General features: G+C 69.2%; 16 protein-coding genes and 1 tRNA gene. 15 read left to right on the plus strand and 2 right to left on the minus strand.

Annotated features, from left to right (window positions below; all coding sequences use genetic code 11):
• Positions 1 to 134 precede the first annotated feature (134 nt).
• The 12 genes from gltB (at position 135) to INTCA_RS08390 (ending at position 16,483) form a co-directional block, all read left to right on the plus strand.
• A complete protein-coding gene (gene gltB, locus INTCA_RS08335; RefSeq protein WP_013492472.1) occupies positions 135 to 4,700 on the plus strand; it encodes a glutamate synthase large subunit in 4,566 nt (1,521 codons plus the stop codon).
• Positions 4,693 to 6,150, plus strand: coding sequence for a glutamate synthase subunit beta (locus INTCA_RS08340; RefSeq protein WP_013492473.1), 1,458 nt, complete (start codon positions 4,693 to 4,695; stop codon positions 6,148 to 6,150). Before gltB ends, INTCA_RS08340 begins: the two co-directional genes overlap by 8 nt.
• 356 nt (positions 6,151 to 6,506) lie before the next feature.
• The gene (pyk, locus tag INTCA_RS08345) at positions 6,507 to 7,964 is read left to right on the plus strand and encodes a pyruvate kinase (protein ID WP_013492474.1); all 1,458 of its coding nucleotides are present in this window, start codon (positions 6,507 to 6,509) and stop codon (positions 7,962 to 7,964) included.
• Between the two features lie 157 nt (positions 7,965 to 8,121).
• Positions 8,122 to 8,204: transfer RNA gene (locus INTCA_RS08350), tRNA-Leu, on the plus strand.
• Between the two features lie 19 nt (positions 8,205 to 8,223).
• Positions 8,224 to 8,847, plus strand: a complete 624-nt coding sequence (locus tag INTCA_RS08355) for an ANTAR domain-containing response regulator (protein ID WP_013492475.1) — start codon at positions 8,224 to 8,226, stop codon at positions 8,845 to 8,847.
• Positions 8,848 to 9,016: 169 nt separating this feature from the next.
• On the plus strand, positions 9,017 to 10,213 hold the full coding sequence (locus INTCA_RS08360) for a branched-chain amino acid ABC transporter substrate-binding protein (RefSeq protein WP_041307450.1): 1,197 nt from the start codon (positions 9,017 to 9,019) through the stop codon (positions 10,211 to 10,213).
• Between the two features lie 92 nt (positions 10,214 to 10,305).
• Positions 10,306 to 11,229 carry a branched-chain amino acid ABC transporter permease gene (locus tag INTCA_RS08365; protein ID WP_013492477.1) on the plus strand — a complete coding sequence of 308 codons (924 nt, stop codon included), beginning with the start codon at positions 10,306 to 10,308 and terminating at the stop codon, positions 11,227 to 11,229.
• Positions 11,226 to 12,971, plus strand: coding sequence for a branched-chain amino acid ABC transporter permease (locus INTCA_RS08370; protein ID WP_013492478.1), 1,746 nt, complete (start codon positions 11,226 to 11,228; stop codon positions 12,969 to 12,971). The genes INTCA_RS08365 and INTCA_RS08370 overlap by 4 nt, the downstream gene beginning before the upstream one ends.
• Positions 12,968 to 13,792 carry an ABC transporter ATP-binding protein gene (locus tag INTCA_RS08375; RefSeq protein WP_013492479.1) on the plus strand — a complete coding sequence of 275 codons (825 nt, stop codon included), beginning with the start codon at positions 12,968 to 12,970 and terminating at the stop codon, positions 13,790 to 13,792. Before INTCA_RS08370 ends, INTCA_RS08375 begins: the two co-directional genes overlap by 4 nt.
• 5 nt (positions 13,793 to 13,797) lie before the next feature.
• Entirely contained in the window at positions 13,798 to 14,502 is a 705-nt protein-coding gene (locus tag INTCA_RS08380; protein WP_244859898.1) for an ABC transporter ATP-binding protein, read from the plus strand.
• Between the two features lie 49 nt (positions 14,503 to 14,551).
• Entirely contained in the window at positions 14,552 to 15,727 is a 1,176-nt protein-coding gene (locus tag INTCA_RS08385; RefSeq protein WP_013492481.1) for a hypothetical protein, read from the plus strand.
• A 174-nt stretch (positions 15,728 to 15,901) separates the two neighbouring features.
• Positions 15,902 to 16,483: a GNAT family N-acetyltransferase gene (locus INTCA_RS08390; protein WP_013492482.1), complete on the plus strand. Its 582-nt coding sequence runs from the start codon at positions 15,902 to 15,904 to the stop codon at positions 16,481 to 16,483.
• Positions 16,484 to 16,489: 6 nt separating this feature from the next.
• Here INTCA_RS08390 and INTCA_RS08395 read toward each other — a convergent pair whose 3' ends face one another.
• Positions 16,490 to 16,909, minus strand: a complete 420-nt coding sequence (locus tag INTCA_RS08395) for a PaaI family thioesterase (RefSeq protein ID WP_013492483.1) — start codon at positions 16,907 to 16,909, stop codon at positions 16,490 to 16,492.
• A gap of 78 nt (positions 16,910 to 16,987) precedes the next feature.
• Between INTCA_RS08395 and polA the strand changes: the two genes are divergently transcribed.
• A complete protein-coding gene (polA, locus tag INTCA_RS08400) occupies positions 16,988 to 19,663 on the plus strand; it encodes a DNA polymerase I (RefSeq protein WP_013492484.1) in 2,676 nt (891 codons plus the stop codon).
• Here the strand turns inward: polA and INTCA_RS18650 are convergent.
• Positions 19,640 to 20,959 carry a polysaccharide biosynthesis protein gene (locus INTCA_RS18650; RefSeq protein ID WP_148236535.1) on the minus strand — a complete coding sequence of 440 codons (1,320 nt, stop codon included), beginning with the start codon at positions 20,957 to 20,959 and terminating at the stop codon, positions 19,640 to 19,642. The genes polA and INTCA_RS18650 overlap by 24 nt on opposite strands.
• A gap of 10 nt (positions 20,960 to 20,969) precedes the next feature.
• On the opposite strand from INTCA_RS18650, the gene INTCA_RS08410 reads away from it, so the two are divergent.
• Positions 20,970 to 22,541 (plus strand): MmpA family trehalose lipid delivery protein, encoded by a 1,572-nt coding sequence (locus INTCA_RS08410; RefSeq protein ID WP_148236537.1) that lies wholly within the window; start codon positions 20,970 to 20,972, stop codon positions 22,539 to 22,541.
• A gap of 107 nt (positions 22,542 to 22,648) precedes the next feature.
• Positions 22,649 to 22,846, plus strand: a complete 198-nt coding sequence (locus tag INTCA_RS19530; protein WP_013492487.1) for a hypothetical protein — start codon at positions 22,649 to 22,651, stop codon at positions 22,844 to 22,846.
• Positions 22,847 to 22,852 lie beyond the last annotated feature (6 nt).

Genomic DNA, 22,852 nt, shown 5'->3' on the forward strand with positions numbered 1-22,852 from the left:
ATCCGAAATCACCCGTATCAATACGTAGGACGGGACGGGCCGGCAGTATCTTTCTCCCCAATGCTTGTGGCCAGAGCCGTCCACGTGCCCTTTGTCATGCCAGGGGATTGATTACTGCCAGAAGGACGGTGAAGATGTCGCCGCACACCCGACCGCGCGCACTGTTCAGTGCCCAGCCGGAGGACTCCGGGTTGTACCGCCGCGAGTTCGAGCACGACGCCTGCGGGGTCGCGCTCATCGCGACGATGAGGGGATCGGCCGGCCACGACATCGTCGACCACGCGCTGACGGCGCTGCGCAACCTCGACCACCGTGGCGCCACCGGAGCCGACCCCCTCGTCGGTGACGGTGCCGGCATCCTCACCCAGGTTCCGGACGCGTTCTTCCGCGCGGTCGTGCCCTTCACCCTCCCCAACTCGGGGGCGTATGCCGCTGGGCTCGCCTTCCTGCCCACCGACCCCGCCGCTCGGGCGGCGGCCAAGGCGCGGATCGAGGAGCTCGCCGTCGAGGAGCACCTCAAGGTCCTCGGCTGGCGTGAGGTGCCCGTCGACGCTGATCTCGTCGGCGAGGCGGCGCGCGCGTGCATGCCGCACTTCGAGCAGCTCTTCGTCAGCTCCGCCATGGGACGTCAGGTGGCACTCGGGCTCGACCGTCTCGCGTTCGGGCTGCGCAAGCGCGCCGAGCGCGAGGTGGAGGTCTACTTCGCCTCGCTCTCCGCACGCACCGTGGTCTACAAGGGAATGCTGACCACCGGGCAGCTCGAGCCGTTCTTCCCGGATCTGTCTGACCCCCGCTTCGCGACCGAGCTCGCGCTCGTCCACTCCCGGTTCTCGACCAACACCTTCCCGTCGTGGCCACTGGCGCACCCGTACCGCCTCATCGCCCACAACGGTGAGATCAACACGGTCAAGGGCAACCGGAACTGGATGCGGGCCCGAGAGAGCCTCCTCACGTCCGACATCATCCCCGGTGACCTCGAGCGGCTCTTCCCGATCTGCACGCCGGGGGCGTCGGACTCGGCCAGCTTCGACGAGGTGCTCGAGCTGCTCCACCTCGGCGGTCGGTCGCTGCCGCACGCGGTCCTGATGATGATCCCGGAGGCGTGGGAGAACCATGAGCTGATGGATCCGGCTCGTCGTGCCTTCTACGAGTTCCACTCGATGTTCATGGAGCCCTGGGACGGCCCGGCCAACGTCTGTTTCACCGACGGCACCCTCGTGGGCGCCGTGCTCGACCGCAACGGTCTTCGTCCGGGGCGGTACAGCGTCACCGACGACGGGCTCGTCGTCCTCGCCTCCGAGTCGGGTGTGCTCGACCTCGATCCTGCCCGCGTGGTGCAGCGCGGCCGGCTCCAGCCCGGCAAGATGTTCCTCGTCGACACCGAGCACGGCCGCATCGTCGGTGACGACGAGATCAAGGGGCAGCTCGCGGCGGGGAAGCCGTACGGCGAGTGGCTGCACGCCGGCCTCCTCCGGCTCGAGGACCTGCCGGAACGCGAGCACATCGTCCACACCTCAGCCTCGGTGGCCCGTCGGCAGCAGACCTTCGGCTACACGAGCGAGGACCTGCGCCTGCTGCTGACGCCGATGGCCAAGTCTGGTGCGGAGGCGCTGGGGTCGATGGGCACCGACACCCCGATCGCCGTTCTGTCGTCGCGCCCCCGCCTGCTCTTCGACTACTTCACCCAGCTCTTCGCCCAGGTGACGAACCCGCCGCTCGACGCGATCCGGGAGGAGCTGGTCACCTCGCTCGGCACGACGATGGGGCCGGAGGGCAACGCCCTGTCGGCCTCCCCGGCCCATGCGCGCCAGGTCGTCCTCACCTTCCCGGTCATCGACAACGACGAGCTCGCGAAGATCGTCCACATCAACGCGGACGGCGACCTGCCCGGCTATGCCACCCACGTCGTCAGGGGCCTCTACGACGTCACCGGGGGAGCGCTGGCGATGCGCGACCGCCTCGAGGAGATCTTCGCGGAGGTGTCGCAGGCCATCACCCGCGGTGCCCGCTTCGTCGTGCTCTCCGACCGCGACTCGGGTCGCGACCTCGCACCGATCCCGTCCCTGCTGCTCACCGCCGCCGTCCACCATCACCTGATCCGCGAGAAGACCCGGACCCAGGTGGGCCTGGTCATCGAGGCCGGGGACGTGCGCGAGGTGCACCACGTTGCCCTGCTCATCGGCTACGGTGCCGCGGTGGTCAACCCGTACCTGGCCATGGAGACCGTCGAGGACCTGGTGCGGTCCGGCCAGATCGAGGGCGTGACCCCCGAGCAGGCGGTGAAGAACCTCATCAAGGCGCTCGGGAAGGGCGTCCTCAAGGTCATGTCCAAGATGGGCATCTCCACCGTCGCCTCCTACCGGGGGGCGCAGGTGTTCGAGGCCATCGGCCTGTCCCAGGAACTCGTTGACCGGTACTTCGCCGGCACCGTGTCGCAGCTCGGCGGGGTCGGGCTGGACGTCATCGCCCAGGAGACCGCCGGGCGACACGCCAAGGCCTACCCGGCCGACGGCGTGTACCAGGCGCACCGGGTGCTCGAGGTCGGCGGTGAGTACCAGTGGCGTCGCGAGGGCGAGCCGCACCTGTTCGACCCCGAGACGGTGTTCCGCCTGCAGCACTCGACCAGACAGCGCCGCTACGACATCTTCAAGCAGTACACCGAGCGGATCGACGACCAGACCTCGCGCCTGATGACCCTGCGGGGGCTGATGGGGTTCAAGCCGACCGGGGTGACCGGCCGCCTCCCGGTGCCCCTCGACGAGGTCGAGCCGGTCAGCGAGATCGTCAAGCGGTTCAACACTGGCGCGATGAGCTACGGCTCGATCTCCCAGGAGGCGCACGAGACGCTGGCCGTCGCGATGAACCGCCTGGGCGGGCGGTCCAACACCGGCGAGGGAGGCGAGGACATCGAGCGGTTGCTCGACCCGGAGCGTCGTTCCGCAGTGAAGCAGGTCGCCTCCGGTCGCTTCGGTGTGACGAGCCTCTACCTGACCCACGCCGACGACATCCAGATCAAGATGGCCCAGGGCGCGAAGCCGGGTGAGGGAGGGCAGCTGCCCGGTCACAAGGTGTACCCGTGGGTGGCCCGGACGCGACACTCGACGCCGGGTGTCGGTCTGATCTCGCCGCCCCCGCACCACGACATCTACTCGATCGAGGACCTCGCCCAGCTCATCCACGACCTCAAGAACGCCAACCCTGCTGCCCGGATCCACGTCAAGCTCGTGTCCGAGGTCGGGGTCGGTACGGTTGCGGCCGGGGTGTCCAAGGCGCATGCCGACGTCGTGCTTATCTCGGGGCACGACGGCGGGACCGGCGCCTCGCCGCTCACCTCGCTCAAGCACGCGGGGGCTCCCTGGGAGCTCGGGCTCGCAGAGGCCCAGCAGACCCTCGTCCTCAATGGTCTGCGCGACCGCATCGTCGTCCAGGTGGACGGGCAGCTGAAGACCGGCCGGGACGTCGTCATCGCGGCCCTGCTCGGAGCCGAGGAGTTCGGCTTTGCGACGGCGCCCCTCGTCGTGTCGGGCTGCATCATGATGCGCGTCTGCCACCTCGACACGTGCCCGGTGGGCATCGCGACCCAGAACCCGGAGCTGCGGGCCCGGTTCACGGGCAAGCCCGAGTTCGTCGAGACGTTCTTCGAGTACATCGCCCAAGAGGTGCGCGAGCACCTCGCCGCACTCGGCTTCCGGACGATCGAGGAAGCAGTCGGCCAGGTCACGAGTCTCGACCTGGACAAGGCCATCGCACACTGGAAGGCATCGGGGCTCGACCTGGCTCCGATCCTCGCCATCGCCGACAACCCCACCGGAGGAACGCTCTACCAGTCGACACCGCAGGACCACGGGCTCGACAAGGCGCTCGACAACGAGCTCATCACCCGGGCTCTGCCGGCGATCGAGGGTGGGGAGCAGGTACGGAGCGAGATCTCCGTGCGCAACGTCAACCGGACGGTCGGGACGATGCTCGGCCACCAGGTGACCAGAGCGCACCCCAACGGGCTTCCGGACAACACGATCGAGCTGACGATGACCGGCTCGGGCGGGCAGTCGTTCGGCGCGTTCCTCCCTGCGGGCGTGACGATCAGGCTCTTCGGCGACGCGAACGACTACGTCGGCAAGGGCCTGTCAGGCGGTCGGGTCGTTGTCCGCCCGCACCGGGAGTCGTCGCTCGTCGCGGAGGAGAACGTCATCGCCGGGAACGTCATCGCCTACGGTGCGACGACGGGCGAGCTGTTCCTGCGCGGCACCGTCGGTGAGCGCTTCTGCGTCCGAAACTCGGGCGCCAGGGCGGTCGTCGAGGGCGTCGGTGACCACGGGTGCGAGTACATGACCGGCGGAACCGTCCTCATCCTCGGGGCCACCGGCCGCAACCTCGCTGCCGGCATGTCCGGCGGGGTGGCCTACGTCCTCGACCTGCGCCCCGAGCTGGTCAACCACGAGATGGTCGACCTCTCACCCCTGCGGCCCGACGACGAGAGCGTCGTCCGCGGACTGCTTGGTGACCACGTGACCTGGACGGAGTCGCCTGTGGCGCAGGCGCTGCTCGACGACTGGTCCGCAGCCCGTGAGCGGTTCACCCTCGTTCTTCCGCGCGACTACCAACGTGTCCTCGACGTCCGAGCGGAGGCGCAGGCCGAGGGCCTCGACCTCGACGGCACGGACGTGTGGGACCGGATCATGGAGGCTTCCCGTGGCTGACCCCCAAGGTTTCCTGAAGACCCGGCAGCGCGAGCTCCCGGCCCGCCGTCCCGTCCCGGTCCGCATCCGGGACTGGAAGGAGGTCTACGAGGAGCAGGAGCTCGGGCAGCTCCAGCGCCAGGCCGGTCGTTGTATGGACTGCGGCATCCCGTTCTGCCACCAGGGGTGTCCACTCGGGAACCTGATCCCCGAGTGGAACACTCACGCGTGGCGGGGCGACTGGCCGAGCGCCATCGAGCGGCTGCACGCGACGAACAACTTCCCCGAGTTCACCGGCCGGCTCTGCCCGGCGCCGTGTGAGACGGCGTGCGTGCTCGGCATCAACCAGCCGGCCGTGACGATCAAGCAGGTCGAGGTGACGACGATCGAGCAGGCGTTCGACCGTGGTCTCGTCCGGCCCCTTCCCCCGGAGCGCCTGTCCGGCAAGACCGTGGCGGTGGTCGGCTCGGGACCCGCCGGCCTGGCGGCGGCCCAGCAGCTGACCAGGACCGGCCACACCGTGGCCGTGTTCGAGCGGGCCGACAAGCCCGGCGGGCTGCTGCGCTACGGCATCCCCGAGTTCAAGATGGAGAAGTCGGTCCTCGACCGGCGCCTGCGTCAGATGGAGGCAGAAGGGACCCGGTTCCGCAACGGCGTCACCGTCGGGGTCGACATCACCGGTAGGCAGCTGCGTGACCGCTATGACGCCGTCGTCCTCGCCCTGGGCGCCACCGTCCCCCGCGACCTCGACGTGCCCGGCCGCCAGCTCCGCGGGATCCACCAGGCGATGGACTACCTGCCCCAAGGCAACCGGGTGGCCCTCGGCGAGGTCGTCGCCGACCAGATCCTGGCCACCGGCAAGGACGTCATCGTGATCGGTGGTGGCGACACCGGGGCCGACTGCATCGGGACCGCACATCGGCAGGGCGCCCGCTCCGTGACGAGCCTCGAGATCATGCCCCAGCCCGGTGACGACCGTCCGGCGGGCCAGCCCTGGCCGACCTACCCGATGCTCTTCCGGGTGGCGAGCGCGCACGAGGAGGGCGGTGACCGGATCTACTCGGTGAGCACGACCGAGTTCGCCGGTGACGCGGAGGGCAACGTCGCGGCGCTCCGGCTCGTCGAGGTGGAGTTCGTCGAAGGACGCCCGCAGCCCAAGCCAGGGACCGAGCGAGAGATCCCGGCGCAGCTCGTGCTGCTCGCGATGGGGTTCCTCGGACCCCAGGGGCCAGGTGTCGTCGAGCAGCTCGGGGTGGCTCTCGACGAGCGGTCCAACGTGCGCAGGGACAAGAACTACATGTCCACCGTTCCCGGCGTCTTCGTCGCTGGGGACGCGGGCCGCGGGCAGAGCCTCATCGTGTGGGCCATCGCGGAGGGCCGGGCTGCTGCTGCGGGAGTCGACGCCTGGCTCACCGGCTCGAGCTCCCTGCCCCGGCCGATCGCCCCGACGGACCGCCCGCTGACCGTCTGAGCCAGACGCACCGGCCCCACCACAAGCCCCCTCCGCAGGATCCGGACACCCCATCCCATCGCAGGCCCGTATCGGCAGGTCGACCACCGGCAGGTCGACCACCGGCAGGTCGACCACCGGTACGGCCCTTCCGGGACGATCCGGCCGGCACGATGCGGCAGGCGGGCGCCGGTGAGACATACTTGGCCCGGCACGGCGGTTCTGCCGCCGGACCGGACCTGCCCGGACCGCCACCTGACGGCTCTCGTGGCCGGTCCCGACTTCCCGACACGGCTTCCCAACGGCGCGAGGCCACGTTCGTCCCACAGGGCGAACCCGCCACGTGACCCACGTCACATCACCCATAAGGTTGAGCCATGCGTCGCGCCAAGATCGTCTGCACGATCGGTCCCAAGACATCGTCCCCCCAGCAGCTCCGAGCCCTCGTCGACGCCGGCATGGACGTTGCCCGACTCAACCTCTCGCACGGCGAGCAGGCTCTGCACGCCCAGGTCTACCGCGACGTACGTGCCGCGAGTGACGCCTCGGGCCGCGCGGTGGGTATCCTCGTGGACCTTCAGGGCCCGAAGATCCGGACCGGCCGCTTCAAGGACGGCCCGGTCGAGCTCTCTCCGGGACAGCGGTTCACCATCACCACCCGCGACGTGGAGGGTGACGACACCGAGGTCAGCACGACCTTCAAGGGGCTGCCGCAGGACGTCCGCCCCGGCGACGTCCTGCTCATCGACGACGGCAAGGTGTGTCTGCGGGCCGTCGACGTCTCGGACACGGACGTCGTCACCGAGACCGTGGTCGGTGGCGAGGTGTCGAACAACAAGGGCATCAACCTGCCCGGCGTCGCCGTGAGTGTCCCCGCTTTGTCCGAGAAGGACCGGGACGACCTGCGGTTCGCGATGCGGCTCGGCGTCGACATGGTCGCACTTTCCTTCGTCCGCTCGGCGACCGACATCGAGGATGTCCACGCGATCATGGACGAGTTCGACCGCCGCATCCCGGTGATCGCCAAGATCGAGAAGCCGCAGGCGGTCGCCAACCTCGAGGAGATCGTCGCCGCGTTCGACGGGATCATGGTGGCGCGTGGAGACCTCGGCGTGGAGATGCCGCTCGAGGACGTCCCGCTCGTCCAGAAGCGCGCCTGCGAGCTCGCCCGTCAGGAGGCCAAACCGGTCATCGTCGCGACCCAGGTGCTCGAGTCCATGATCGAGAACCCCAGGCCCACACGGGCCGAGGCATCCGACGCGGCCAATGCCGTGCTCGACGGAGCGGATGCGCTGATGCTGTCGGGTGAGACGTCCATCGGCGCCTGGCCGATCGAGGCGGTCATGACCATGGCGCGCATCATCAAGTCCACCGAGGAGCACGGGCACGACAAGATCTCCCCGATGCGCACACCGATGACGACTGTCGCCGGGGCCATCACCAAGGCCGCCGTCGAGATCGGGGACGTCGTCGACGCGAAGTTCCTGATCACCTTCACCGAGACGGGAGGTTCCGCCCGACGCCAGGCGCGCCTGCGTCCGCGGCTCCCGATGCTCGCGTTCACCTCGGAGCCGCAGACCCGGTCCCAGCTGGCGCTCGTCTGGGGGATCGAGACCTACATCGTGCCGCGCATGATGCACACCGACCAGTTCGCGATGCAGGTGGACCTCAACCTCATTCCCGAGGGGCGCGTGACGGAGGGCGACCGGGTGCTCATCGTGGCCGGTTCCCCTCCCGGCATCCCCGGGTCGACGAACGCCCTCCGCGTCCACCGGGTGGGCGATGCCGTGAACCGGGCGGCCCCCGCCTACCACCCGGACGAGGTGACCGGCTGAACCATCGAAAGAGCAGTTTGTCCGTCGAACGCCTGGGTCACCAGCAGCGATACAGCGGACAAACTGCTCTTTCGATGCGGTTTGGGTCGCCTTTCGATGCGGTTGGGTCGCTTCGTGCGGGGGTCTCGCCGCCCGGGTATGCTTGCCCGGCACGTTGGCCGGGGTGGTGGAATGGCAGACACGGAGCACTCAAAATGCTTTGGCCGCAAGGCCGTGCGGGTTCGAGTCCCGCTCCCGGCACACAGATAGGGTTTGGTACGTGAGCACAGACGACAGCACGGCACGGCAGCACCAGTCCGGTGACAGCGGGGCGACCCGCGTCCTCGTGGCGGAGGACGAGGCACTGATCCGCCTGGACCTCGTCGAGATGCTCGGGGAGCAGGGCTACGAGGTCGTCGGCCAGGCCAGCAACGGGCAGCAGGCGGTGGAGCTGGCCAAGGAGCTGAGGCCCGATGTCGTCATCATGGACGTCAAGATGCCGGTCCTCGACGGGCTCTCGGCCGCGGAGCAGCTCCACGAGGCGAAGCTGTGCCCCGTCATCATGCTGACCGCGTTCAGCCAGACGGAGCTCGTCGAACGGGCGAGGGACGCGGGCGTGATGGCCTACATCGTCAAGCCGTTCACCGCGGACGACCTGCGTCCGGCCATCGACATCGCCCACTCGCGCTGGCTCGAGCTGGCCGCGCTGGAGGCGGAGGTCGCGGACCTCGGCGAGCGGCTCGAGACGCGCAAGCTGGTCGATCGGGCCAAGGGCGTGTTGATGACCCAGCTCAAGCTGAGCGAGTCCGACGCCTTCCGGTGGATCCAGAAGACAGCGATGGACCGCCGGCTCGGCATGAAGGAAGTGGCCGAGGCCGTCATCAACGGGTTCCCCACCAGCTGACCAGCCCGTCCGCTGAGCGGACGACAGCCCCCCGAAAGGGTCCGCAGGTCACGACACGGTCACCGATCGGTGCAAGAGGGGTGACGTGGCGCACGGATGGCTCTAGTGTCCTGCTCAGCCCTCGACCCGAGGGATGTGTGACATCAGGAGGACAGCAGTGCGTTCCCACATGAAGTTTGCGGTGCCCGTGGTGGTTGCCGCTCTGGCCCTGAGCGCCTGTGGCACTCGCGGCGAGGAGCCCGGTACAGGGTCAACCGGCGATGGTGCCAAGAAGACCGTCAAGATCGGTGTCATCGCACCGCTGTCCGGGGACCTCTCAGCCCTCGGCAAGGGCATTCAGCACTCGGTCGAGCTGGCGGTCAAGCAGGCGAACGAGAGCAACGCACTGCCCGGCTGGACGATCGAGGTCGCAGCCGAGGACGACGAGGGCAAGGCCGACGTCGGCAAGAACGGCGCGACGAAGCTCGCCGCCGACGACGCGGTGGCCGGAGTCGTGGGCAACCTCAACTCGAGCGTCTCCCAGCAGACCCAGCCGGTCTTCGCCGCGGCGAACATCGTCCAGGTGTCCCCGGCCAACACCGGCCCGTCCCTGACGCGCGGCGCCGACGGCAAAACCCGCCCGTACAAGACCTTCTTCCGCACCTGCACCACGGACATCACGCAGGGCGCCTTCGCCGCGAAGTTCCTCCTCGACCAGGGGATCAACAAGGTCGCGACGATCCATGACAAGAAGACCTACGGCCAGGGCCTGGTCCAGTACTTCACCGAGGCGTTCAAGGCCGGTGGCGGCGAGGTCGTCGCCGCGCAGACCATCAACCCGGACGAGTCCAACTACGCCCCGGTCGTCTCGAAGGTCGCCCCGGCCAAGCCGCAGGCCGTCTACTACGGCGGTGAGTACCCCCAGGCTGGTCCGCTCTCGCAGCAGATGAAGGCCGCCGGCCTCAACGTCCCGCTGATGGGCGGCGACGGCATCTACGACCCGACCTACATCCAGCTCGCGGGTGCGACCTCCAACGGCGACTTCGCCACCTCGGTCGGCGAGCCCACGGATGCCACGGATGCCGGCAAGAAGTTCCTCGCGGACTACGAGGCAGCGAAGTACGCTGAGCCGTCTGCCGCCTACGGTGGCTACTCCTACGACGCCGCGAACGCCATCATCGAGGGCCTCAAGGTCGCCCTCAAGGACGCCTCCGACGTCAAGGGCGCGCGCCAGGCCATCGTCGACGCGGTCGGCAAGGTCTCCTTCGCCGGTGTGACCGGTCAGGTCGGCTTCGACGAGTTCGGCGACACGAAGGTCAAGGTCATCTCCGGCTACAAGGTCGACGGTGGCAAGTGGACCTTCGTCAAGTCGGAGAACCTCGGCTGACCCGGATCGACACTCTCTGACATGTTCGGCCAGGGGCGGGCGACACCCGTCCCTGGCCGAACTCGTCGCGAACGAAAGGTGGTTCCGGCGTCATGACAGATCTGCTACAGCAGCTGGTCAACGGCCTGACCCTGGGTTCCCTCTATGCGCTGATCGCGGTCGGTTACACCGTGGTCTACGGCATCGTCCAGCTCATCAACTTCGCGCACGGCGAGGTCTTCATGATCGGCGCGTTCGGCGCCCTGGCCACGTGGACCGTCCTTTTCCAGGGGACCACGGCGCTGTGGGTGCTGCCCGTCATGATCCTCGGCGCAGTCGTCGCCTCGGTCACCACGGCCGTGATCATGGAGCGGATCGCCTACCGGCCGCTCCGTGGTGCGCCGAGGCTGGCCCCGCTCATCACCGCCATCGGCATCTCCGTGGCCCTGCAGGAGGCCGTCCGACTCTTCTATCCGGGTGCGAAGAGCAAGATCCCGTTCCCGCGCATCGACGTCGTGACCGGCCCTGCGCTCTCCTTCGGCGGAGTCACCGTCCAGCGCGCCGCGGTCTTCACCGTCGGCGCGCTCCTCATGAGCGCAGCCCTGCTCTGGTGGTTCGTCAACCACACACGGACCGGCCACGGCATGCAGGCCGTCTCCGAGGACAAGGACACCGCCCGGCTGATGGGCGTCAACGTCGACCGCATCATCGTCATCGCGTTCGCGCTAGGAGCCTTCCTCGCTGCCATCGCCGGCGTCGCCCAGGGCCTGCTCAACGCGAACGTCGATTTCCGGATGGGCTTCCTCGCCGGCCTCAAGGCCTTCACCGCGGCCGTTCTCGGCGGCATCGGCAACATCCAGGGGGCCGTCGTCGGCGGCCTCGTCCTCGGTGTCGCCGAAGCCCTCGCGGTCGGCTTCATCCCGGGGCAGTTCGGCGGGTCCGCGTGGAAGGACGTGTGGGCTTTCGTGCTCCTCATCGTCGTCCTCGTCTTCCGGCCACAAGGCATCCTCGGCGCACGGGTGGTGGATCGCGCATGAGCACCTCAACCGACATCGACACCGGCTATGCGGACGAGGCCGACCAGGTGAGCATCTGGGACCGCATCGGCCGCCCCGTGGCGCCGTTCGCCTGGCCCCTCGTCCTCGCGGGAGCGGTCATCCTGGCCGCGGGCTGCTTCCTCAGCTGGAGCTACACCAGCGACGTACTCGGCAACCTGACGATCGACTTCTATCCCGGCGCGATCCAGAACCTCATGATCGTCGCCGCGATCCTCGCAGTGCTCTTCGCGCTGATGTATCACGGGCCGTTGTCGCGGCTGGGGGAGTGGCTCGCCTCTGCCACGGCCCTGCGCACGCTCGGGCTCGGCTCGACGGTCTTCATGGCCCTCGTGATTGCCCTCATCGGCCTCCAGTCGGGCGGGCTCATCAACGTCATGCCAGGGGCCTGGGTGTCCCTGGTCGGGGCGGTGCTGCTCCTCGTCGGAGCCGCCGGCCTGACTCCACGCGCCTCCCGGGACCCCCTCCACGCCCACCTACCCGCCTGGCTCGACATCCTGACGATCGTGGTCCTGCTGGCGATCGTGCTCTTCGGCGCCGCCTATGTCCTCGACATCGAGGACGGCACGGTGTTCTCCCTCGTGGTGCTGTTCACGGGGCTCGTCGCCTACACCCTCACCCGGGCAGGCTTCTTCACCTGGGTGGGGATCGTCGCCCAGACGCACCGTCGAGTCCTCATGCTCGGCGCGGTCGCCGTGGCGTTCCTCTTCCCGTTCACGCAGGACGGCTCGGACGCCAACATGTCGATCGCCACGCAGGTGCTGATCTTCGCCTCGACGGCCCTGGGCCTCAACATCGTCGTCGGACTCGCCGGCCTGCTCGACCTCGGCTACATCGCCTTCCTCGGCGCCGGCGCCTACATCGGGGCGATGTTCTCGCACTCGGCCTTCGCCACCATCGGCTGGAAGCCCAACTTCCTCGTCGTCGTGGTCATCGGCGCGCTCGTCTCAGCGACGCTGGGCCTGATCATCGGCTCGCCGACGCTGCGCGTGTCGGGTGACTACCTGGCCATCGTGACCCTTGCCTTCGGAGAGATCTTCCGCCTGGCGATGGGCAACCTCGACGGGCAGGACGGGCCCAAGCTGACCAACGGGCCGAACGGCATCCCCGCGATTCCCGACCTGGAGATCGGAGGGTTCAGCTTCGGCGAGACCCATGAGGTCCTCGGGATCACTCTCGGCCGGTTCGCGAACTACTACTTCCTGCTCCTGCTCCTCGCCGCGTTCATCATCACCGTCTTCACCCGGCTCAACGACAGCCGGATCGGTCGAGGTTGGATCGCGATCCGCGAGGACGAGAAGGCCGCCGAGGCCATGGGGGTCAACACCTTCGGGCTCAAGCTCTTCGCGTTCGCCGGTGGTGCGTTCCTCGCCGGCATGGCCGGCACGATCAAGGCGCACCACGACGTGTCGGTCACCCCCGACCAGTACATCTTCCTCGAGTCGGCCTTCCTGCTCGCGGCTGTGGTCCTGGGCGGAATGGGCACCGTCGCTGGTGTGCTCATCGGTGCGACGATCCTCAAGCTCATGCCGGAGAAACTGCGGTTCGTCGCCGACTACCGGCTGCTCATCTTCGGCCTGCTGCTCGTCCTCATGATGCGCTTCCGGCCCGAGGGGATCGTCGCCAGCAAACGCCGGCAGCTGGAGTTCCACGAGGAGGACGAGGAGCTGGCCGACCGGGTTGAGGAAGTCCACCTCGTCGAAGAACAGGAGGCCAAGGCATGACCGCCGTCGACGACACGCCGCGCACGGAGCGCCAGGCCGACGGACCGGTGCTCGAGGCGACCGGCGTGACGATGCGGTTCGGCGGTCTCACCGCCGTGAACAACGTCGGGATGACCGTTCGCCAGGGCGAGATCCTGGGCCTCATCGGTCCCAACGGAGCCGGGAAGACGACGTTCTTCAACTGCCTCACGGGCCTCTACAAGCCCACCGAGGGCCGGGTGCGCCTGCTCGGCAACGACCTCCCGCCCAAACCACGAGCCGTGGTGATGGCCGGGATGGCTCGCACGTTCCAGAACATCCGGCTCTTCGGCAACATGACCGCCCTCGAGAACGTCATGGTCGGTCGCTACTGCCGGACCAGCTCGATGGCCCTGACCTCGATCCTCCGCGGACCGAAGTTCCGTCGCGAGGAGCGGGAGACCCGGGCCCGGGCTCAGGAGCTGCTCGACTTCGTCGGGCTGGGCAAGTCCACCGAGCACCTGGCTCGCAACATGCCCTACGGCGATCAGCGCCGACTCGAGATCGCTCGCGCGCTGGCCACCGACCCGAAGCTGCTGCTCCTCGACGAACCGACCGCCGGCATGAATCCACGGGAGACGCAGCAGGCGAGTGACCTCATCTTCCGGATCCGTGACAGCGGCCTGGCGGTCGTGGTCATCGAGCACGACATGCGGTTCATCTTCAACCTCTGCGACCGGGTGCTCTGCCTCGTCAACGGGGAGGTCCTCGTCGAGGGGACCCCGAACGAGGTGCAGTCCGACCCGCGAGTCATCGAGGCGTACATCGGCAGCGCGGCCGATGACGAGGAGGGAGACGAGTGAGCACCATGCTCGAGGTCCGTGACCTCGTCGTCTCGTACGGCAAGATCAAGGCCGTCAAGGGGATCAGCTTCTCCGTGGACGAGGGCGAGGTGGTCAGCCTCATCGGGACCAACGGCGCCGGAAAGACGACGACCCTGCGGACCATCTCGGGACTGATGCGACCCACGTCGGGCTCGATCAGGTTCATGGGAAAGCGGATCGATGACGTCCCGGCTCACGAGATCGTCAGCCTCGGGATCGCCCACTCCCCAGAGGGCCGCCGCATCTTCCCTCGGCTCTCGGTCGAGCAGAATCTGCGGTTGGGTGCCTTCGCTCGCCGGGACAACGCGATCGGGACGGACCTCAAGGCGGTCTACGAGCTGTTCCCGATCCTGGAGGAGCGCAGCCAGCAGCCCGCGGGGACGTTCTCCGGTGGGGAGCAGCAGATGCTCGCCATGGGACGAGCCATGATGAGCCGACCCAAGCTGCTCATGCTCGACGAGCCGTCGATGGGTCTATCGCCGATCATGATGAAGCGCATCATGTCGACGGTGACCACGCTGCAGCACCAGGGCACGACGATCCTGCTCGTCGAACAGAACGCCCAGGCCGCGTTGCAGCGCGCCAACCACGGCTACGTCCTGGAGGTCGGAAAGATCGTCCTCAAGGGTTCCGGCAAGGAGCTGCTCACCAGCGACGCGGTTCGCAAGGCCTACCTCGGGGAGGACTGACCGCGGCTGACCCGTTGAGAGACGGCGGCCACCTTGAGACCATCGGGAGATGGTGCTCTCGGGTGGCCGCCGTTCCCGACGTTCGGCCACGCCGATCCGGGCTGTCCTCCTTGCGCTCTTCGTGGCGTCGCTCGGTGGCAGCTGCCAGGTCCAGGCAAACCCCCCGTCAGGCCCGGGCACGGACCCGGCCCTGCTCGGGCCACCCTTGGCGTGGACCGAGGTGGTCTTGCCCGATCGGGCACGGCCCGTCACCCTGGCGACCGCCCAGGACGGGATCGTCATCGGCGGCGTCGCCCCTGTGCGTCCCGAACCCCGGCTCTTCCGCACTGCCGGCGGCCCTCTCACGGAGGTTCCGGTCGAGCCGCACTCGCCCTATGCCTTCGTCGCCCGCTGGCTGTCGATCGCGGTGCACGACGGACAGGTCCTGGCCCTGGGTGGCGCGCGCGGCGGCGCCCACGCCAATGTCCGCTGGACCGTCTGGCGGGGCCAGCTCCGCTCAGCTCCGCGGCTCGTCGAGCAGCCGCAGCCGTTCGGGGTCTTCGGCGGCTGGGGAGCCGGGGACCTCACTGGAGTCGCGTTCGCCGGAAACGAGCCCGTCATCGCCGGCGCCTGGGCCAGTGACCGGGCGGGCAACGACGTGTCCTTGTGGCGCGTCGCCGGCGACCGATGGGCCCGGCAGGACTCCACCGGCACTCCACTCGGCAGCTCCCCCGACGTCCTCAACGGAGCGCGCTTCGTCACCTCGACGGGAGACGGCCTGGCCCTCGCCGGTTCCGTGACCGACCTCGGCGGCGGCGCGATCGTCTCGGTTCCGGCCCTGTGGACCGCTCCTGGCGCGGACGGCCCCTGGACCCTCGTCCGGCTCCCGGCGTCACAGCGCATCGCAGAGGCGCACGCTGCGCGGTGTGACGACGCCGGCTGCCTCGTCGTCGGTGCCGACGGCGACTCGCTGGCGGCCTGGGAGGTGCGCGGTCCCACGGTGACCCGGCTCGATGTGCCACGCCTCGTCCTCGCGGAACACGCGTCGGTTCCGGCCCCCGTCGTGATCGGGGACAGGACCTACGTCGCCCTCCCTGGAGTGCTCCTGGAAGGGACGGACGGAGGCTGGCACCGCCGTCCGGGCCCTGAAGGAGTCCCGGTCGCTGCGGCCGCCACCAGTGACGGTCTCTACCTCGTGACGACCGAGCCCCAGGACGGCAGCCACCTCTGGACCGGGCGGCCCTGACCCGTCCCGACGGGGACCCAGCGTTTCCCCGGCGAGCGAGCCCAGCGGCATACGCCCAGCTGTCGTGTGCCCGGCGAAGTGGGCGAGATCCGGCAAACCTGCCCCTTTCGCTCCCCACCCTCCTGGACGTAAGGTCAGGCGGTGACTTCCGGGGCACACAACTTGGAGGGACGTATGGGTCGTTCGCTGGTTACCGTCCAGCGGGTCGAAACCGGGCTGCAGGCCCAGTTCATCGAACTGTGGATCGCCCACCGCATCGAGGTGGGGACGACGCGTGAGGCCGCGTGCCGACTGGCGGCTGACGGCACCCTGCGCAGAGCCTTGGCGCGTCACGACGTGACGGCATACCTGGCCTTCGTCGACGGGACCCCGGCGGGGTATGTCGTCATCGCCGACACCACAAGGAGCCTTCTCGTGGCGGCGCCCAGCGTCTCGATCGACATGCTCTACGTGCATGCCGACTTCCGGCGGCAGGGGGTGGGGAAGGCGCTCCTCGCGGCGACCTCGCGCTATGCGGAGCGCAACGGCTGCGACCACCTCGTGAGCGCCGTGCCGGCTCAGGACCGCGAGGCGAACCGGTTCTTCGCCCGGCTCGGGTTCGCTCCCGAGACGGTGCGCCGCGTCACGTCCTCGGCGACCCTGCAGCGCAAGCTCGCCGGGGAGCCCCGCGCCCAGCGCTACTCGCTCGACAAGGTTCTGCAGCGCCGCCGGGACGTGCGGGCCCGGACGGCGCAGTCGCCCGGTGCCGTCGGCTGAGCGGGCTCAGGCGCCTGGGGCCCGGTCCCGCAGGAGGCAGGTGATCCGCGCGGTGCAGATCCGCCGCCCGTCATCGTCGGTCAGGACGACCTCGTAGCTGGCCACGGAGCGCCCGCCGCTCAGCAGGGTCGCCGTGCCGGTGACGAGCCCCGCCCGGGCCGCCCGGTGGTGCGTCGCGTTGATGTCGAGCCCCACTGCCACGCGCTCCTCGCCCGCGACGAGCACCGCTCCGAACGAGCCCAGCGTCTCCGCGAGGACGACGCTCGCGCCGCCGTGGAGCAGGCCGTAGGGTTGCGTGTTCCCCTCGACCGGCATGGTCCCGACGAGACGCTCCGGGGTCGCCTCGAGGATCTCGATCCCCATCCGCTCACCCAGGGCACCGACGCCCACCGTGCGGATCGACTCGAGGTGCGTGGTATCTGACATGCGCCGATCGTAGTCGGCGTCGTCGGCCGACCCGCATGGGCTGCGTCCCTGTCACCAGCGGACACTAGGCTCTCCCGGGTGAGCCGACTTCTCCTCCTCGATGGACACTCGCTTGCCTACCGAGCGTTCTACGCCCTCCCTGCCGAGAACTTCTCGACCGTCACCGGCCAACACACCAACGCGGTCTACGGCTTCACGTCGATGCTCATCAACATGCTGCGGGACGAGCAGCCGACGCACGTGGTCGTCGCCTTCGACAAGTCGCGCCACACCTTCCGCACGGAGGAGTACGCCGAGTACAAGGCGGGTCGCGCCCGCACGCCGGACGAGTTCGCCGGGCAGCTGCCGCTCGTCAAGGAGGTGCTCGACGCCCTCCGGATCCGCTACTGCGAGCTTGACGGCTACGAGGCCGACGACATCATCGCAACCATTGCGTCCGAGGCCGACACCAAGGGTGTCGAGGTGCTGATCTGCTCCGGGGACCGAGACACCTTCCAGCTCGTCAGCGACCACGTGACGATCCTCTACCCGGTTCGTGGGGTGTCGGAGGTCTGGCGAATGGGACCCGCCCAGATCGAGGAGAAGTACGGCGTCCCGCCGGCCCGCTACAGCGACCTCGCTGCGATGGTGGGGGAGTCCTCGGACAACCTTCCGGGCGTGCCCGGAGTCGGCCCCAAGACCGCCGCGAAGTGGATCACCCAGTTCGGCGGCCTGGAGGGAATCGTCGCCGGAATCGACCAGATCAAGGGCAAGGCCGGTGAGGCGTTGCGCGACCACCTCGACCAGGTGCTGCGCAACCGCCGGCTCAACCAGCTCGTCAAGGACGCCCCCGTCGGGTGCACCATCGACGACCTCGAGCGGGCCCAGTGGTCGCGTGAGGAGGTCCACGAGGTGTTCGACCGCCTCGAGTTCCGGGTCCTCCGCGACCGTCTCTTCGCCGAGGTCGAGGCCAGCGCTCCCGAGGCGGACGAGGGCTTCGACGTCGAGGGTAGGACCCTGGCCGCCGAAGACGTGCCGGGGTGGCTGGGCGAGCGCGTGGCCGGAGGGGAGCGGGCCGGGCTGTCCGTCACAGGCACCTGGGCGCGAGGCACCGGGGACGCGACCGCCCTCGCGATCGCCGCAGCCGGGGGCGCGGCGGCCTGGGTCGACCTGACCGCTCTCGATCCGGCCGGTGAGGCTGCGGTGGGAGCGTGGCTCGAGGATGCCTCGCGCCCGAAGGCGATGCATGACGCCAAGGGGCCCATCGAGGCTCTGGCGGCGCGCGGCTGGATCCTGCGAGGGCTGACCAGCGACACCCAGCTGGCCGCCTACCTCGTCAAGCCCGACCAGCGCACCTACCACCTCGACGACCTCGTCCTGCGACACCTGAGGCGTGAGCTGAGCGCCACCACGGACACCCACGGGCAGGGCATGCTCGACTTCGCCGGGGACGCGGACGAGAAGGCGGCCCTCAAGGAGATGGTGCGGGCCACCGCGGTGCGTGACCTCGCCGCGGTCCTCGACGAGCAGGTGGCCGCGACCGGAGGGACCGAGCTGCTCTCCGACATCGAGCTGCCGCTCATCCATGTGCTCGCGAAGATGGAACGCACCGGGATCGCCGTCGACGTCGACGGACTGTCGACCCTCGAGGAGACCTTTGCCGCCAAGGTGACGCAGGCTCAGCAGGACTGCTGGGACGCCATCGGTGGCGACCAGATCAACCTCGGGTCGCCGAAGCAGCTGCAGGTCGTCCTCTTCGAGACCCTCGGGATGCCGAAGACCAAGAAGACCAAGACCGGCTACACGACCGACGCCGACGCGCTCGCCGAGCTCCACGCGAAGACGGAGCACCCGTTTCTCGAGGCACTCCTCCGCCACCGCGACGCCGCGAAGCTGCGCGTCACGGTCGAGGGGCTCCAGAAGTCGGTCAGCGATGACGGACGGATCCACACGACCTACCTCCAGACGATCGCCGCCACGGGACGGCTCTCGTCCACCGAGCCCAACCTGCAGAACGTGCCGATCCGCACGGAGGAAGGTCGCCGGATCCGCGAGCTGTTCGTCGTCGGCGACGGGTACGACGCGCTGATGTCCGCCGACTACTCGCAGATCGAGATGCGCGTCATGGCACATCTTTCGGGGGACAGCGGGCTCATCGAGGCCTTCCGCTCTGGGGAGGACCTGCACCGCTTCGTGGGGTCGCAGGTCTTCGGGGTCGCACCCGAGGATGTCACTGCCGCGATGCGCTCGAAGGTCAAGGCGATGTCCTACGGGCTCGCCTACGGCCTGTCCGCGTACGGGCTGTCCAAGCAGCTGGCGATCAGCACCGAGGAGGCCAAGGGCCTCATGGAGGGCTACTTCGCCAGGTTCGGAGGGGTCCGCGCCTACCTCGATGAGGTCGTCGCCGAGGCAAGGGGGACGGGCTTCACCGCGACCATGTTCGGGCGGCGCCGCTACCTGCCCGATCTCACGTCGGACAACCGGCAGCGGCGCGAGATGGCCGAGCGGATGGCCCTCAACGCCCCGATCCAGGGCTCGGCTGCCGACATCATGAAGGTCGCGATGATCGGCGTCGACCGGACCCTGACCGAGGCTGGAGCACGCACGCGCATCCTGCTGCAGGTGCACGACGAGCTCGTGCTCGAGGTGGCTGCCGACGAGCAGGCCGACGTGGAGCGGATCGTGCGTGAGCAGATGGGTCACGCCGCCGAGATGGACGTCCCGCTCGACGTCAACATCGGTGTGGGGCGCTCATGGCACGACGCGGCGCACTGAGGCTCCTCGCCGTCGTGTCGGCTCCAGGAGAGTCGCTCGCTCGATGAGGAGGCCAGCAGCGACGAGTCCCGCGGCTGACAGGAGGAAGATGGTGATGATGTCGCCGACGCTGTCGCCCGCAAGGGCCACCCACGCGACCGCTGCCCCGCTCACCACCCACATCGTGACGCCCATGCGCACGCTGGCTGCGGCAACACCGGCATACGCGAGCACCTGGACGAGCGCCAGGGCCACGCCGAACGCGACGAAGCGCCAGAGGTCCGCACCGAGCGACACGAACGTGGGCCCGCCGACCAAGCCGGCAAGACGGTCGCCCGCGGCTGCGGTCACCGCGGTGCCGAGCAGACCGAGCGCACCCGTGACGAGCAGTGCCCGGAGGAGTGCGCCGCGCCGCCGGGTGGCGTCCGTCATCGCCGGGTAGAAGAGCGTGGCCAGGAAGGTCATCCCCCAGAAGGCGGCCTTCTCGAAGAGCGCTCCGATGGTGTATTGACCGGAGTCCGCCGGCGACAGGTGGTGCCGAGCGAGCAGTACGTCAACGCCGGCGAGGAAGAGCAGGCCCGAGGTCGGGACCGCGGCTGCGGCGATCAGCCGGACCAGCCGGGCGGACGCTCGGGGACTGCTGTCGGGGCCAGGCGAGGCTGGTGCCGTTCCGGCGGTCGGCCGGCCCCCCGACAGGGCGACCGCGGCGCCCACAGCGGCCACCATGGCCAACCCCAGGCCGTACAGGCCCACGATGAGAGCCGTGGTGCGGCCCCCCGATGAGCCCACCGCGCTCGCGAGCAGCGCTGCCAGGAGCTTCGCGACGCCAGCCAGAGCGAGAACGACCGCCAACGCCGTGAACCGTTCGCGGCCCTGCAGCAGACCCTGGGTGGCGAGCAGCACCGCGATGGGGACCATCCCGCCAGCCAGGAGCAGGACGGTGAGAACCGAGACGTCAAGCACCTTCGACACCATCGGCGAGAGGGCGGCGAGGACCAGTGCGCTCCCTGCGCCGAGCGCAATGGACGCGCGCAACAGCCGACGCTCGAGGTCGCGGCCATGGTCCCCGTGGTGCGCCCGTCTGGCCACGAGGCGCGCGGCCACCAGCTGTAGTCCGAGAGCGGGCACGCCGAGGATCACGCTGAGGTTGACCATCGACCCAACGCCACCGAGGTCCGCTTGGTCCACCCGCCGGCTGAGCACGACGAAGAACGCGTAGCTCAGCACGTTCGACACGAGGGTGCCAGCGAGGAGGACGGCACCGGACCGCGCGAACCGGTTCGCGGCGGGCGAGTCGTGGGCCATGCGTTGTGCCATAGTGCCGAGCATGATGCCAGCCCGGCGCCCCGTCCTGCTCGCGGCGGCCGTCGGCATCGTGCTGTCGGGGGTCGTGACGTTGGTCATGCTCTGGCCTGCCCTGGGCTCCGGTTATCTCCTCTACCGGGACTTCATCACCGTTCCCGACCCCGCACTCGGTCCGCGAACCTGGGGGATGACGGGGTCCGCCCCGCGAGCGGTGCCCCTCGACGCGGTCATGGCCCTGGCCGATCCCGTCGTGCCGACGTGGTTGCAGCAGAAGCTGATTCTCTTCGGGTCACTCTGGGGGGCGGGCTCAGGCGTGGCGGTGCTCCTCCGGAACCGGGGCGTGCTGGCGGCAGCGGTGGGGGGCGTCGTCGCCACATGGTCCCCCTTCGCTGCGGAACGGCTCCTGCTCGGCCAGGCGCCGACGTTGCTTGCCTGGTCCGCGCTTCCCTGGTTGGTCCTGGCGAGTCGGTACAGCGGTTGGGCGGGGATCAGGGTCCCTCTCCTGCTGGTGGCCGCGCTGCCTGCCGCGCTGACGCCATCGGGAGGCCTGACAGCCGCTGCCGCAGTCGTCGTGCTCTCCTTGCTGTGGCGCAGGAGCCGCGCGGAGTCAACGGTGCTTGCGGCCATCGGACTGGGCTGGTGCCTCCCATGGGTCATCGCGGCTCTGGGAGGGCGCACCGACGCGGGCGTCTCCGAAGGGGCGGCGGCATTTCGGGTCGAGGTCGCTGGCCCGGCTGAGGTGCTCGATGTGTTCACCGGAGGCGGCGTGTGGGCAGAAGGAGCCCGGCTCGCCTCCCGCGACGGCAGGGCGGCCGGTTCCGCGATGCTCGTCCTGCTGGTAATGGCCGCCGTCGGCCTGACGGCGGTGGCCGGTGCTCGACGTCGTGTCCTGGCGATCGGGCTGTTCCTACCGCCGATTGTGGCCCTCGGGCTAGCGAGCCCCCTCGGCCTACCGATCTTCGCCGCAGCACAGGCCGTGCCCGGTGTCGCCCTTTTCCGTGACACACACCGGCTGCTCGCGCTGTCGGCGTTCGTCCTTTCCTTGCTAGTGCCGTTGGGTGCGGTCGCGGTGCTGGACCAGCTGGGGCGTCGGATTCCTCGGGGCGCCGCGCTACCACTCACGGCCATGGGAGTCTTCTGTGTCTCGACCGCCCTGGTCGTACTCGCTGCGCCGGACATCCCCCGCCGCCTCCAGGGAGCGTATCGTCCCGTGGAGTTCCCCAAGGACTGGCACCGAGCGGTGCGTGCCGCGGGGGAGGGCCCGGTGCTGGTGCTGCCATGGCAGCCGATGCGTCAGGTGCCTTGGAACGGGGACCGCCCGTTCCTCGACCCGCTGTCGCTCGCACTGCCCGGGGACGTGGTCGCCGCGTCTGACCTCGTGGTGCAGCGCGGCAGCGAGCGGTACCAGGTCGGCTCGAGTGACCCGCTCCCTGCGGCGCAGTGGGCGGCTGGGAGAGTGGACCTCGCGACCCTCCGAAGTCAGGGGATCGCGATCGTCATGGAATGGCGAGGGAGCCCCGGAGCCGCACCGAGGACGGATGGCCTGCGTCTCCTGACGCGTACATCAAGTCTGAGCGTGTGGCGGGTGCCCTGAGCCGCCACCGACAAACTCACAGTGCTGCGAGCCTTGCGCTGACCCCATTCACCGCTAACATACTCACGAGTAAGTCACGCCAAGGTGGCGTGCCGAGAGGAAGATCCGTGTCGAATCAGCCCCGCGGTGCAAGTCGCCTGTCCGCCGTGCTCATTGCTCTCGCCAGCCTCGTCGCGGGCGGCGCCATCGCAGCCGCTGCGGTCAACCAAGTGGTGACCTCGAGCGCCCCGAATGACTCGTCCGCGGTGCAGACGGGTCCGAAAGAGCTCGTCGAGCCGAGCGAGCTCATCAACTACGGCGGCTGACGGCGC

Origin of the sequence: Intrasporangium calvum DSM 43043 (assembly GCF_000184685.1) — a bacterium.
Classification (GTDB): Bacteria; Actinomycetota; Actinomycetes; order Actinomycetales; family Dermatophilaceae; genus Intrasporangium; species Intrasporangium calvum.